The sequence below is a fragment of the Allobosea sp. GW822-FHT03F07 genome (genome assembly GCF_058801345.1).
In genome coordinates this window covers 111,715-125,775 of sequence record NZ_JBXAND010000004.1, presented here as the reverse complement: position 1 = coordinate 125,775, position 14,061 = coordinate 111,715, and the positions used below count along the sequence as shown (strand labels likewise).

The window sequence follows — 14,061 nt, the reverse complement described above, 5'->3', positions numbered from 1 at the left end:
AGATGACGGCCGAACGCTGCATATTGCTGGGGGTGCCGACGCAGGACGGCGCGGGGCGGCTCGGCTGCGACATGGGGCCGAGCGCCTATCGCACCGCCGGCCTGCGCGAGGCACTGGCCGATCTCGGCTTCGTCGTCGAGGACCGCGGGAACGTCGCTCCGGCCCCCATTCGCGATCTCACACACGCCAATCCTGCGATCCGCAAGCTGTCGGCCTATGATGCGTGGATTCGTTCCCTCACTGCGGCAGCGGACGACGCCAGCGGCGACGGCATGCCGATCTTTCTCGGCGGCGATCACTCGCTCTCGGCCGGCTCGATCGCGGGTCTCGCCCGCCGCGCCCGCCGGGATGATCGCGAACTCTTCGTCCTGTGGCTCGACGCCCATGCCGATTTCCACACGCTGGAGACGACGACGAGCGGCAACCTTCATGGTACGCCGCTCGCCTATGTCACCGGCCGGGACGGCTTCGGCGGCGGCCTTCCATTGGTCGATGCACCGGTGAAGCCGGAAAACGTCTGCCTGATCGGGCTGCGCAGCGTCGATCCGGCTGAGCGGGCCGCGATGGCTGCAGCCGGCGTCGTCGCGCACGACATGCGCGCGATCGACGAGATCGGCATTGCGCCACTGCTGCGGCGCTTCCTGGAGCGCGTGGAGGCGGCGGACGGGCTTCTCCACGTCTCGCTCGACGTCGATTTCCTCGATCCCGACATCGCGCCGGCCGTCGGCACGACCGTCCCGGGCGGCGCGACCTTCCGCGAGGCGCATCTCGCCATGGAGATGCTGCACGACAGCGGCCGCGTCTCCTCGCTCGACCTCGTCGAGCTCAACCCGTTTCTCGACGAGCGCGGCCGCACGGCGCTGCTGATGGTCGACCTCGCCGCCAGCCTGATGGGCCGCAAGATCCTCGACCGTCCGACCCGGAGTTTCTGAGCCATGCCTTCCAACGCCATGACTCCCAAGGCCATGCCGCCCAAGCTCAACGTCGTGCCCTTCGTCAGTGTCGACAACATGATGAAGCTGGTGCTTTCGATCGGCATCGAGACATTCCTGTCGGAACTGGCCGTCTACATCGAGGAGGACTTCCAGCGCTGGCATCTGTTCGACAAGACGCCGCGCATCGCCTCCCATTCGGTCGACGGCGTCATCGAGTTGATGCCGACATCGGACGGGACCACGTACGGCTTCAAATACGTCAACGGCCACCCCAAGAACATCCGGGAGGGCCGCCAGACGGTCACGGCCTTCGGCGTCCTGGCCGATGTCGGTAATGGCTACCCGATGCTGCTGACGGAAATGACGATCCTCACGGCCTTGCGGACGGCCGCGACATCGGCGCTGGCGGCGCGCTATCTCGCGCCCGCCGGGGGGCGCACCATGGCGATCATCGGCAATGGCGCGCAGGCCGAGTTCCAGGCCCTCGCCTTCAAGGCGATCGCCGGCGTCGACCAGCTGCGGCTCTACGACATCGACCCCGCCGCTACCCGGAAATGCATCCGCAATCTTGAGGGCTTCGGTTTCGAGATCACGGCCTGCCCCAGTATCGAGAAGGCCGTCGAGGGCGCTCAGATCGTGACGACGGTGACCGCGGACAAGCAGAACGCCACGATCCTCACCGACAATCTCGTCGGCAGCGGCATCCATATCAACGGCGTCGGCGGGGATTGCCCGGGCAAGACCGAGCTCCACGGCGACATCCTGCGCCGCGCGGACATCTTTGTGGAATACACCCCGCAGACCCGGATCGAGGGCGAGATCCAGCAACTGCCGAACGATCATCCGGTGACCGAACTGTCAGAGGTGATCGCCGGCCGCGCGAACGGCCGGACCGGCGCAGAGCAGATCACGCTGTTCGACTCGGTCGGCTTCGCGGTCGAGGATTTCTCGGCGCTGCGCTACATCCGGGCAAAGCTGGCCGGCACGGCGTTCTTCGAGGACCTCGACCTGCTCGCCGACCCGGACGAGCCGCGCGACCTATTCGGGATGCTGCTCAGGGCGGCGTGAGGCGGCCTCCCTGCGGATCGTTCATTCGATCCGGGCGATGACCTGCGCGATCGTCTCGAACAGAGCCGAAACGGTGTCCGGCTGCATCACCAATGGCGGCGACAGGATCAGCGTGTCGCCGACATTGCGCAGGAGCAGGTCCGCCCCCAGGCAAAGCCGCGCGCAGAGCGCGCCTCGCTGGCCATCGCCTCCAGGCCGCGGCGCGAGGTCGATGGCGCAGAGCCAGCCGGCGACGCGGATGTCGATGACGTGGGGCTGCCCGCGCAGCGCGAAGGCCGAAGCCTGCCAATGCGGGAAGGTCTCCGTCGCCCGCGCCAGGATGTCCTGCTCGGCGAAGACATCGAGCGTCGCGAGCCCTGCCGCGCAGGCGAGCGGATGAGCGGAGTACGTGTAGCCGTGCAGCAGTTCGATCGCCTCGGGCGGGCCCGCCATGAAGGCGTCGTGGACGGCGCCCGAGAGCAGCACGCCGCCCATCGGCACCGAGCCGTTGGTCATGCCCTTGGCGCAGGTGATGAGGTCGGGCGTCACCGCGTAGAACTGGCTGGCGAAGGGCGTGCCGAGGCGGCCGAAACCGGTGATGACCTCGTCGAAGATCAGCAGGATGCCATGCCGGTCGCAGATCAAGCGCAGGTGCTCGAGATAGCCCTGCGGCGGCGGGTAGACACCGCCCGACCCGGTTACCGGCTCGACGATGACGGCGGCGACGGTCGCGGGATCGTGGATCTGGAGGAGCGTCTCCAGCGCCGCAGACGCAGCCTCGTTCCCCTCCGGCTGTGCCAGCGAGAACGCCATGCTGTCGCGCTCATAGGGAAGCGGCAAATGCGCGGCCTCGAGGAGCGGTCCGAAGGCCGCCTTGTGTCGCCCGATGCCGCTGACCGAGAGGCCGCCGAAACCCATGCCGTGATAGCCCTTGGCGCGGCCGATCAGCTTGGTGCGCCCGCCCTGGCCGCGGGCATGATGGTAGCCGCGCGCGATCTTCAGTGCCGTGTCGACCGCCTCTGAGCCCGAATTGACGAAGAAGACATGGTCGATGCCCTCAGGCGCGAAATCGCAGAGCCGGCGCGCATAGGCCCGGGCGGCCGGGTGGGTCATCTTGAAGGAGGAGACGAAGTCGAGCGAGCCGGCCGCAGCGCGGATCGCCTCGACGATGCGCGGCTGGCCGTGGCCGGCATTGACGCACCAGAGGCCGGCCATGCCGTCGAGCACCCGCCGCCCATCGGTCGTCACGTAATGCACGCCTTCCGCGCTCTCGAACAGGAGCGGATCCTTGCGGAAGCCGCGCATCGGCGTGAACGGCATCCAGAAGGGATCGCGCTCATTGGCGAGCCCGTGTGGGGCGGAAAGAGGGGCTGACATGATCTGGCTCCGGCGACTGTCGACGCCAGAATGTCTTTCTTATTTACAAAACACAATAGCACCGATCAGTCCAAGCCGTCGGGCCGACGCAGGCGGCTGGCGCGCTGGAGATGGCGGCGCATCTGCGCGGCTGCGACCTCCAGATCGCCCGCCTCGACCGAGTCGAGAATCTGCAGATGCTCGCGGCAATTCACCTCGACGCGCTCGAAACCGAAGACCCAGTCATAATTCGATAGCCGCCGGAGTTGGTTCTGCCGCCGCACCGCCGAGTGGATGAAGCGGTTGCCGGAGGCCGCCGCCAGCCCCTCGTGGAAGCTGGCGTTCATCTCGAAGAAGCTGATCGCCGAAGTCTCGCGCCAGGGCTGCCGCAGCGTCGCCAGATGGCGCTCGCGCATCTCCGCCGCCCAGCCCTGTTCGAGCGCGAAACCCGGCTCGAGAAATACCATCGGCTCGATCAGCAGGCGGAAACGATAGCGCTCGTCATGCACGCGATGATCGCGCGGCTCCTGCAGGAAGCGCCAGCCATAGCCGGGCTTGCGCTCGACCATGTCGAGATCGGCCAGCCGCGCCAGCAGCCGCTTCATCTCCGGACGGGCGAGCCCGTAGCGCCGCATGATCTCCTGTTCGGAGAACTCGTCCTCCAGTTCGCCGGCCTCGCGCTCATGCGCCAGCCGGATCAGCGCCAACTCGACATCGTCGGGCGGGCTCGCGCCATTCTCCGACGCGGCGGGCATGCCGATCAGCTCGAGCCCGCGATGCGGATTGCGCCGCACCAGCCCGCGATCCTCCAGCCATGCGAAGGCGGCGCGCACCGGCGTGCGGGAGACGTCGAGGCGGCGCGCGATCACGCTTTCGTTGAGATGCGCGCCGGTGATCAGGCCATCCTCGCGCGCCAGATCGAGGATGCGCTCGGCGAGGTCCTGCTGCAGGCGGGAAGGCTGGGACATGAAAGGCTCTTGATTGTCTTAATTGCAGATGAAATACATTAGTAGCCGACCACAGGCCATAGGCCGGGAGAGACGACGATGATCCAGCCCTGTCCCTTCGTGGATGTTTCCGGATCGCCCTATGAGCGCGGGCGGCAGCATGGTGCGGCGGTGCCCGCGCGCGTCAAGCGCTCGATCGAACTCTATGGTGGGCAGCTCGGCGACCTCGGCTACGGACCTGAGGCCAAGACGGCCCTCATCGGCGAATTCGCCCGCGAGATCGAGGCGTTCGGCGCGCATTACATCGAGGAGATGCGCGGCATCGCCGACGGTGCGGGCGTTCCGCTCGAAGACATCGTGATGATCAACGCCCGCACCGAGGTCATCGCCAAGGCGCGGCTCGTCAAGAACAAGCCGGTCGAGGCGACCGAGGAGCTCGACGATGGCTGCACCGGCGCGATCATCCTGCCCGAGCGCAGCGCCGACGGGTCCCTGATCCACGGCCAGAACTGGGACTGGAAGGCCGAATGCGCGGAGACCGCGATCGTGCTGCGGGTGCGGCGCGACGACGGGCCGGACTTCCTGACCTTCGTCGAAGCCGGCGGCCTCGCCCGCTGCGGCATGAACGAAGCCGGGATCTGCATCACCGCCAATTACCTGGAATCCGAGCGCGACTTCACCCAGACCGGTGTGCCGCTCGCCCTGATCCGCCGCAAGGTTCTGGAGCAGGAGCATCTCGCCTTCGCGATCAAGGCCGTGGCGACGACCCCCAAGGCCTGTTCCAACAACATGATGTTGTCGACCGTGAAGGGCTTCGGCATCGATTTCGAATGCGCGCCGGACGAGGCCTTCCCGCTCTATCCGAGCGAGGGGCTGATCGTTCACGCCAATCACTGGGTCGGGCAGGTCGCGCTGACCAAGCTGCGCGACACCGGTACGCCGCGCGTGCCCGAGAGCTTCTACCGCGACTGGCGGGTGAAGAAGCTGCTCAATGAGGCCGGCGAGAAGCTGACGGTCGATGATCTGAAAGCGGCCTTCTTCGACGACTTCCTCACGCCTCATTCGGTCTGCCGCCCGCCGCGCCCGAACGACACCGGCAATCTCTCGGCGACGGTCGCGATGGTGATCTTGCAACCCGCCAAAGGGATCATGGAGGTCTGCCCGCTGCCGGCGCTGAACCGGAGCTTCACCCGCTACAGCCTGACGGACGACCCGCAGACCCTGGCGGAGGCCGCCGAATAAGACCACCGATCCAGCCGCAGCATGCCGACACAACAATGGGGAACAGGCCGATGCTTCGACTTATCCAGACGACCGCGCTAACTACGACGATCCTCGCCGCCGGCCTCGCCCTGGCGACGCCGGCAGACGCCGCGACGGCGCTGCGCGTGCAATTGCCCGCCGACATCCGCTCGATCGATCCCGGCGTCAACCGCGACCACAACACCGACGCCGTCGTGCTCCATATGGTCGAGGGGCTCGTCGCCTATGGCGAGGATGCGGCGCCGAAGCCGCTGCTCGCGGAAAAGGTCGCGATCTCCGAGGACGGCAAGCGCTACAGCTTCACGCTGCGCCAGGGCGTGACGTTCCATAACGGCGCCGAGATGACCTCGGCCGACGTGGTCTGGAGCTGGAACCGCTACATGAACCCGAAGACGGACTGGCGCTGCCTCTCCGAATTCGACGGGCGCGGGCTGGTCAAGGTCGAGAGCGTCACCGCGCCGGATCCGCGCACCGTCGTCTTCCAGCTCGACAAGCCGAGCGCGCTGTTCCTGACCTCGCTCGCCCGGACCGACTGCGCCATGACCGGCATCCTGCACAAGGATTCGGTCAAGGCCGACGGCTCCTTCGACAAGCCGATCGGAACAGGACCGTTCAAGTTCGCCGACTGGAAGCGCGGCGAATTCATCCGCCTCGAGCGCTTCGCCGATTATGCGGCGCTGCCCGGCAAGATCGACGGGCTCGGCGGCGCCAAGCGCCCGCTCGTCGACGAGCTGCGCTTCGTCGTCATCCCCGACAGCGCCACTGCCAAGGCCGCTCTGGTCAGCGGCGACATCGACGTCGTGCCCGATGTCGCCAATGCCGATGTCGCAGAGCTGAAGAAGGAGCCCAGGGTCAAGCTCTCGGTGGTTTCGCATATGGGCCTGGTCGGCCTGATCATCCAGACGCGCGACCCCGTCATGGCCAACGTCAAGCTGCGCCGCGCCGTCGCGACCGCAATCGACAAGACCGAGCTGGTCGCGAGCGTCACCGACGGGCTCGGCAAGCCCAACGGCTCGATCGTGCCGACGCTCTCGGCCTATCATGGCAAGGTTCAGGAGCAGGATGTCACCTACGACGCCGCTGCCGCCCGGAAACTGCTCGCGGAGGCCGGCTACAAGGGCGAGAAGATCGTGATGATGGCTAACAAGCGCTATCCGCAGAGCTTCAACGCCGCGGTGGTGGCGCAGCAGATGCTGCAATCGGTCGGGCTGAAGGTCGAGATCGAAGTGCTCGAATGGGCAACGCAGCTCGACCGCTACAACAAGGGCAACTACCAGATCCAGGCCTTCCCCTATTCCGGCCGGATGGACCCTTCGCTGTCCTTCGAGTCGATGACCGGCCCCAAGGACAAGCAGCCGCGCAAGCTCTGGGACAACGCGGAAGTCCAGGCTCTGCTCGACAAATCGATGATCGTCGCCGACAAGGCCGAGCGTCAGGCAATCTTCGACGAGCTGCACAGGCGCTTTCTCGCGGATGTGCCGATGGTGATGCTCTATAACGGCATCGCCGGCGGCGCCGTGGGCAAGCGCGTCAACGGCTATGTCTCCTCGCTGACCTCGCTGCCGCGGCTCTGGGAGGTCTCGCTGGCGCCGTGAACCGGCACCGGCACGCCGCCGGCCTCAGCCCATATCCTTCTCGATATGGCGCGTGATCAGGGCCGCGAGCGCCACCGTGTCGCGCCGCCTCATCGCATCGACCATGGCGTGATGATCGCGGGCGCTGGCGAGCAACGCTTCGTGCGAAGCCCAGACGGTGACGGATGAACCGCGCGAGCGGTCACGCAGGGCCCAGATCGTCTCGTCCAGAACCGGATTGCCGCATGAGGCGTACATCAGATGGTGGAAGGCGCTGTTGATCTCGCTCTGCTCGGTTCGGGTCCCCGTAGCCGCCGCCTGGCTGAAAGCGTGAGCGAGTTCGTCGAGACGGTCGATCTCCGCTTCCCCGATATGGGCGACGACGCCGGCCATGGCGCCGGCCTCCAGGATGATGCGGGTGTCACGAATGGCGCGATAGGTCGCCAGATCGATCTCGGCGACGCGGTAGCCGCGATTGGGCACGTGCTCGATCGTCTTGCGGATGGCGAGTTCCTCGAGCGCGCTGCGCACGTCGAAGCGCGTCGCCTGGAACTTCTCCTCGAGGTCGATCTGCCGCAGCCATTCGCCGGGGCGATACATGCGCAGCCGGATCGCCTGGGCGATTTCGCTGGCGAGCGCGCGCTTGGCGTCGCCAGGCCTAGCGTCGCTGGGTTTGGCGATGCCCGCTTTGGTGCCGGCGGATTTGGCGGCGACTCGCCTGGATTTCGGGGGCGCTTGCATGACGGCGTTCTAGCCCATCGCAGCGGGGGACGCACAAGCCTGTTGCACGGCTCGCCACAACGTGCAACAAAATTGGCGCCAATTATTCAGCCATATCGAGAGACGCTGCCATGACCAAAGCCGATGGGAACCCTGCCGGAGGTGCCGCAGCCAGCCAGGACGCCGCGGCGATCGCGCGCGCGCTCTACGATCTCGGCCCGACGCCCGTGATCGCCTGCAAGGCCGATCCCCGCTTCAGCTATTGCCTGTATGTGCCCAAGGACCTCGGCAAGAATGCCCAGCCGCCCGAACTCGTCGTCGCCATGCACGGCACCGGACGCGGTTTCACCGGCTATCGCGACGCCTTCCAGGAGTTCGGCCGCTGGAACAACTGCATCGTGCTGGCGCCGCTCTTTCCGATCGGCGTGCTCGGCGACGACAACCGCGACGGCTTCAAATACATGCGCGAGGGCGCGATCCGCTACGATCACGTCCTGCTCGCGATGGTGGCCGAGGTCGAGGCGCGCTACGGCGTCAGGCTGCCCCGCTTCGGCCTGTTCGGCTATTCGGGCGGCGGCCATTTCGCCCACCGCTTCCTGATGCTGCAACCGCAAAAGCTCTGGGCCTGCTCGATCGGTGCGCCGGGTTCGGTGACGCTGCTCGATCCGACACGCGACTGGTGGGTCGGCACGCGCAACATCGCCGAACTCTTCGGCTCGACGCCCGACATCGCCGCGATGAAGCAGGTCGCGGTCCAGATGATCGTCGGCGCCGCCGATCTCGAGACCTGGGAAATCACCCATAAGCCGGGCGGGCGCAACTGGATGCCCGACGCCAACCATGCCGGCACGACCCGGCCTGAACGCCTCGCCAGTCTTAAGGCATCCTTCGAGCAGGCCGGCATCGGCGTGCGCTTCGATCTTGTACCCAACATGGCCCATGACGGGCTGCGCGCCGTGCCGCGGGTCGAGGATTTCTTCGCCGAGCATCTCGCCAGGCTCCGCACAGAGGCGGCCAAGGCAGCCTGAAGGCCGCCGACGCCGCGCGCCGAAGACAACGACAACAGGGGATCACTCATGAACCGGCTTCTCGCCTCCGCCTGCCTCCTGCCACTGCTCGCCGGCCCTGCGCTGGCGCAATCGCTCACCGTCGCCGTCCAGGCCGACGTCCGCAGCATCAATCCGGGCGTCAACCGCGACGACGGCACCGACGACTTCGCCCTGCAGATGGTCGAGGGCCTCGTCGGCTATGACGAGGGCGGCACGCCGCAGCCCCTGCTCGCCGAGAAGGTGGCGGTCTCGGCCGACGGCAAGACCTACAGCTTCACCCTGCGCAGGGGCGTGAAGTTCCACAACGGCGCCGAACTCACCTCCGCCGACGTGCTGTGGAGCTGGAACCGCTACATGGACCCGAAGACCGAGTGGCGCTGCACCTCGGATTTCGACGGCCGCTCCGGCCTCAAGGTCGAGGCCGTCGAGGCGCCCGACGCGCAGACCGTCGTGATGAAGCTCGACAAGCCGAACTCGCTCTTCCTCGACAGCCTGGCCCGCACCGACTGCGCGATGACCGCGATCCTACACAAGGATTCGGTCAAGGCCGACGGCTCGTTCGACAAGCCGATCGGTACCGGCCCCTACAAGTTCGGCGAGTGGAAGCGCAGCGAGTACTTCACCATGACCGCCTTCGAGGGCTACGCCTCGCCGAAGACGGACGGCAAGGTCGACGGCTATGTCGGCTCCAAACGCCCGCTGCTCAAGGAGGTGAAGTTCCTCGTCGTCAAGGACCCCGCGACGGTGAAGGCCGGGCTGACCTCGGGCGCGATCGATCTGAGCGAGGTCCTGCCGAGCGACGTCGCCGAGATCCGCAAGCTGCCCACGCTCGAGGTCGTCACCGCCGCCACCGCCGTGCGTCACGTGCTGCTGATCCAGACGCGCGACGCCGTGATGGGCAACCAGAAGCTGCGTCAGGCGATCGCCGCCGCGCTCGACATGGACGAGGTCGTCGGCACGGCCTCGGACGGTCTGGGCCAAGCCAACACGTCGCCGATCTATTCAGGCTCCGCCTATTTCGGCGCGGTTGAAAAGCAGGGCCACAAATACGACGCCGCCCGCGCCAAGAAGCTGCTCGCGGAGGCCGGCTACAAGGGCGAGAAGATCACGATCCTCGCCAACAAGCGCCCGCGCGTGCCGAGCTTCCCGGCCGCCGTCGTCGTGCAGGCCATGCTGCAAGCGGCAAGCATCAATGCCGAGATCGAGGTGCTCGACTGGGCGACCCAGCTCGACCGCTACAACAAGGGCAACTACCAGATGCAGTCCTTCTCGTTCTCGGCGCGTTTCGACCCCGCGCTCGCCTTCGAGCAGTTCGCCGGGCCGAAGGACAAGCAGCCGCGCAAGATCTGGGACAATCCGCAGGCGCAGGAGAAGATCGACCGGTTGATGTCGGTCTCCGACCGCACGGAGCGGCAGAAGCTGGTCGACGAGCTGCACAAGGCCGTCATCGACGAGGTGCCACTGATCTTCATGTTCAACGGCGTCGACGCCATCGCCCACAGCAAGCGCATCACCGGCTTCAAGCCCTGGCAGTCGAAGCTGCGGATGTGGGAAGTCACTGCGAAGTGACGCAAAGCCTTCGCCGCTAACACCGACTTATCGCTGCAACGCGTTTTCTCGAGGCGGACCCATGTCCGCTTCGCTCGAAAATGCTCTCGAACCCGAAGGCCGCCGATGCTGCGCTTCGCCCTGACCCGGGTCGCCATGGCCCTGCCGACGCTGCTGATCGTAGCGGTGTCGGTGTTCGTCCTGATCCGACTGATCCCGGGCGATCCGGCATCGCTGATGCTGGGCGACCTCGCCACGCCGGCCTCGATCGCCGACCTGCGGGCGCGGCTCGGCCTCGACCAGAGCCTGCCGGTGCAGTTCGGCATCTGGTTCGGCAACCTGCTGAGGGGCGATCTCGGCATCTCCATCAACACGCAGGAGCCGATCCTGCCGCTGATCCTGTCGCGCTTCTGGATCAGCGCGCAGATCGTCCTGGTCGCGGTGCTCTTCGCCAGCCTGGTCGCGGTGCCGGCCGGCGTGATCGCGGCCTGGAAGCAGGACTCCGAGCTCGATCTCGGCCTCGTCGCCATCGCGACGCTCCTGCTCTCGATCCCGACCTTCTGGCTCGGCCTCCTCCTTCTGCTGCTCTTCGGGCTGAAGCTCGGCTGGCTGCCAGTCGTCGGCTATGTCTCGATCGGCGACGATCCCTGGCGCGGCGTGCTCTACCTGGTCATGCCGATCCTCACCCTGTTCCTGCACGAGATCGGCGTGCTGCTGCGCATGGCTCGGGCCTCGACCCTAGAGGTGATGCGGCTCGACTACATCACCCATGCCCGCGCCAAGGGCCTCTCGGAGATGGCGGTGCTGTGGCGCCACGCCTTCAAGAATGCCTTCGGGCCGACCTGGACGCTGATCGGCCTCGTGCTCGGCAATCTGCTCGGGGGCATCGCGGTGGTGGAAACCGTCTTCACCATCCCCGGATTGGGCCGGCTGCTGGTCGATGCGATCTTCGCGCGCGACTACCCGGTCATCCAGGGCTGCATGCTGTTCGTCGCGTTCACCTATGTGCTGGTGAACCTGGTCATTGACCTCTGCTATCCGATCTTCGACCCGAGGGTGATGGCCGAATGAAGCTCCCTCCTCTCAATGCCCTGATCGGCGGTGCGCTGATCGGCACGCTCGCGGTCGTAGCCGCCATCGGCGCGCTGTGGACGCCCTATGATCCCTTGCGGCTGTCCTTCCGCTACAAGCTCGCGCCGCCCTCCTCGATGTACTGGCTCGGCACCGACGAGTTCGGCCGCGACGTGCTCTCGCGGCTGATGGCGGGGGCTGCGACCTCGGTCTGGATCAGCATCCTGACGGTCACTCTGGCGGTCGTCCTCGGCACGGTGATCGGTCTGTTCTCGGGCTATATGCGCGGCTGGGTCGACCGGGTCGTGATGGCCTTCAACGATGCGCTGCTCGCCTTCCCAGGCATCCTGCTGGCGCTCGGCCTGCTCGCCGTGGTCGGCGCCAACAAATACGGCATCATCCTGGCACTCGGCATCGCCTACACGCCCTCCGTCGCGCGCATCGTGCGCGGAACGGTGCTGTCACTGCGCGAGAAGGAGTTCATCGCGGCCTCGCGGGTGATGGGCAATTCCGAGGGCTTCACCATGGCCCGCCACATCCTGCCGAACTGCATCGCGCCGCTGACGGTGCTGGCGACCTCGATGTTCGGCTATGTGCTGCTGGCGGAGAGTTCGCTCTCCTTCCTCGGGCTCGGCGTGCCGCCGCCGGCGCCGACCTGGGGCAACATGCTCGCCGGCTCCCGCCCCTATATCGGGCAGGCGATGTGGCTCGGCATATTCCCCGGCCTGTGCATCTCGCTGACCCTGCTCGGCATCAACCTGCTGGGCGACGCGGTCCGCGACAAGCTCGACCCGCGCATGCGAGGCGCCCGATGACCACGCCCCTGCTCGAGGTCGAGAACCTCACCCTCGCGATCAGGTCCTCCGGCCGCGAGGTCGTAAAGAGCGTCGGCTTTTCCGTTTCGCGCGGCGAGATCGTCGGCATCGTCGGCGAATCCGGTTCCGGCAAGACGCTGGCGGCGCGCGCCGTGATGGGCTTCGTGCCCCCGGCCGTGAAGCTGCTCGCGGGCTCGATCCGCTTCGACGGCGAAGAGATCACCACCATGGCGCCGAAGCGGCTGCGGGCGGTGCGCGGCGCCAAGGTCGGCATGGTCTTCCAGGAGCCGATGACCTCGCTGAACCCGTCGATGACGATCGGCCGCCAGCTCGAGGAAGGCCTCGCGCTGCACCGCAAGCTCGACGCGGCCGGCCGCCGCGCGCTGATCCTCGACATGCTTAGGCGCGTCGGCCTTACCGACCCTGAGGGCGCGCTCGACGCCTTTCCGCACCAGTTCTCCGGCGGCATGCGCCAGCGCATCATGCTGGCCTCGGTGATGCTGCTGAAGCCCGCTCTGCTGCTCGCCGACGAACCGACGACGGCGCTCGACGCGGTCGTGCAGCGCGACGTGATGGAGCTGATGGTCGGACTGACGCAGGAGAACGGCACTGCCGTGCTGCTGATCTCGCATGACCTCGGCATGGTTGCGCGCTACTGCAGCCGCATCGTCGTGATGTGCCAGGGCGAGGTGGTCGAGCAGGGCGATAGCGCCGACATCCTGGCACGACCGCAGCACCCCTATACTCGCAAGCTGCTGGCGGCGATGCCGCATCGGGGAGAGGCTCGCGACCTGCCGCAGGCGCCGACGCCGATCGTCGCGGTGCGCGATCTCGTCGTCGACTATCCCGGCCGCCAGCGCTTCTTCCGCAAGAGCGCCCCCAAGCGCGCCCTGCACGGCATCTCGCTCGAGGTGCAGCCCGGCGAGGTCGTCGCAGTCGTCGGCGGCTCCGGCTCGGGCAAGACCACGCTCGGCCAGTCGATCGCGGGGCTCGTCAAGGCGAGCGGCGGCGACATTCTCTTCGCCGGCAAACCGATCTTCAAGAGCGAAGCGGCCTATTGGGACTACCGGCTCAACTGCCAGATGGTCTTCCAGGACCCGTACTCCTCGCTCGACCCGCGCATGACGATCGGCAAGCTGGTCGCCGAGCCGCTGCGGCTGGTGCCCGGCCTGAACGCCGGCCAGAAGAAGGTCCGCGTCACCGAAGTGCTGAGCGAGGTGGGGCTGGCCGACGGCTTCGCCGAGCGCTATCCGCACGAACTCTCAGGCGGCCAGCGTCAACGCGTCGCGATCGCCCGCGCCGTGGTGCGCCGGCCGAGCTTCGTTATCGCCGACGAGCCGGTCTCGGCGCTCGACGTCACGGTGCGCGCGCAGGTACTGGAGCTGTTCGCCGAGCTGCAGCGCAAGCACGGCTTCTCCTGCCTGTTCATCAGCCATGACCTTGGCGTGGTCGAGCAGGTGGCCGACCGGGTCATCGTCATGAACGAGGGCCGGATCGTCGAGGAAGGCTCGCGGGACCAGATCTTCGACGCGCCGCAGCACGCCTATACGCGCAAGCTGCTTTCGGCCGTTCCGGGGCTGGAGAGTACCCAGGATGGCGGAGTCAGGCTGTTCTGGCGGCTGGCGGAGCCTGAGGCAGGCGCCGCGCCCGCTCGATGACTTTACCAGGGGTGAACTGACACCCTCAACGTCATCCCGGACGCAGCGCAGCGGAGATCCGGGATCCATCATAGAGCG

The 14,061-nt window shown here is 67.0% G+C and carries 12 protein-coding genes; 9 read left to right on the top strand and 3 right to left on the bottom strand.

The genetic code is table 11. From position 1 onward, the window contains the following. Positions 1–2 precede the first annotated feature (2 nt). Together rocF and ocd are read left to right on the top strand one after the other, a co-directional pair. A complete protein-coding gene (rocF, locus tag AC1RMY_RS14410) occupies positions 3–932 on the top strand; it encodes an arginase (RefSeq protein ID WP_492865531.1) in 930 nt (309 codons plus the stop codon). A 33-nt stretch (positions 933–965) separates the two neighbouring features. Continuing rightward, positions 966–2,003, top strand: coding sequence for an ornithine cyclodeaminase (gene ocd / locus AC1RMY_RS14405; RefSeq protein ID WP_492865969.1), 1,038 nt, complete (start codon positions 966–968; stop codon positions 2,001–2,003). A gap of 21 nt (positions 2,004–2,024) precedes the next feature. Here ocd and aptA read toward each other — a convergent pair whose 3' ends face one another. Further along, positions 2,025–3,359: an omega-aminotransferase AptA gene (gene aptA / locus AC1RMY_RS14400; protein ID WP_492865529.1), complete on the bottom strand. Its 1,335-nt coding sequence runs from the start codon at positions 3,357–3,359 to the stop codon at positions 2,025–2,027. A 65-nt stretch (positions 3,360–3,424) separates the two neighbouring features. Continuing rightward, positions 3,425–4,306, bottom strand: a complete 882-nt coding sequence (locus tag AC1RMY_RS14395; protein ID WP_492865527.1) for a GntR family transcriptional regulator — start codon at positions 4,304–4,306, stop codon at positions 3,425–3,427. A 78-nt stretch (positions 4,307–4,384) separates the two neighbouring features. On the opposite strand from AC1RMY_RS14395, the gene AC1RMY_RS14390 reads away from it, so the two are divergent. Next, on the top strand, positions 4,385–5,527 hold the full coding sequence (locus tag AC1RMY_RS14390) for a C45 family autoproteolytic acyltransferase/hydrolase (RefSeq protein ID WP_492865525.1): 1,143 nt from the start codon (positions 4,385–4,387) through the stop codon (positions 5,525–5,527). Positions 5,528–5,577: 50 nt separating this feature from the next. Next, positions 5,578–7,143 carry an ABC transporter substrate-binding protein gene (locus AC1RMY_RS14385; protein ID WP_492865523.1) on the top strand — a complete coding sequence of 522 codons (1,566 nt, stop codon included), beginning with the start codon at positions 5,578–5,580 and terminating at the stop codon, positions 7,141–7,143. Positions 7,144–7,167: 24 nt separating this feature from the next. On the opposite strand, the gene AC1RMY_RS14380 is transcribed toward AC1RMY_RS14385, so the two are convergent. After that, complete coding sequence (locus AC1RMY_RS14380; protein ID WP_492865521.1) at positions 7,168–7,863, bottom strand: GntR family transcriptional regulator; 696 nt, start codon at positions 7,861–7,863, stop codon at positions 7,168–7,170. 110 nt (positions 7,864–7,973) lie between these two features. Between AC1RMY_RS14380 and AC1RMY_RS14375 the strand changes: the two genes are divergently transcribed. From AC1RMY_RS14375 to AC1RMY_RS14355, 5 genes are all read left to right on the top strand, one after another. Beyond that, a complete protein-coding gene (locus AC1RMY_RS14375) occupies positions 7,974–8,870 on the top strand; it encodes an alpha/beta hydrolase family protein (protein WP_492865519.1) in 897 nt (298 codons plus the stop codon). A 48-nt stretch (positions 8,871–8,918) separates the two neighbouring features. Beyond that, positions 8,919–10,460: an ABC transporter substrate-binding protein gene (locus tag AC1RMY_RS14370; protein ID WP_492865517.1), complete on the top strand. Its 1,542-nt coding sequence runs from the start codon at positions 8,919–8,921 to the stop codon at positions 10,458–10,460. A gap of 105 nt (positions 10,461–10,565) precedes the next feature. Continuing rightward, on the top strand, positions 10,566–11,510 hold the full coding sequence (locus tag AC1RMY_RS14365; protein ID WP_492865515.1) for an ABC transporter permease: 945 nt from the start codon (positions 10,566–10,568) through the stop codon (positions 11,508–11,510). Continuing rightward, complete coding sequence (locus AC1RMY_RS14360) at positions 11,507–12,325, top strand: ABC transporter permease (RefSeq protein ID WP_492865513.1); 819 nt, start codon at positions 11,507–11,509, stop codon at positions 12,323–12,325. Before AC1RMY_RS14365 ends, AC1RMY_RS14360 begins: the two co-directional genes overlap by 4 nt. Next, entirely contained in the window at positions 12,322–13,983 is a 1,662-nt protein-coding gene (locus tag AC1RMY_RS14355; RefSeq protein ID WP_492865511.1) for an ABC transporter ATP-binding protein, read from the top strand. The genes AC1RMY_RS14360 and AC1RMY_RS14355 overlap by 4 nt, the downstream gene beginning before the upstream one ends. The last annotated feature ends 78 nt before the right edge of the window (positions 13,984–14,061 follow it).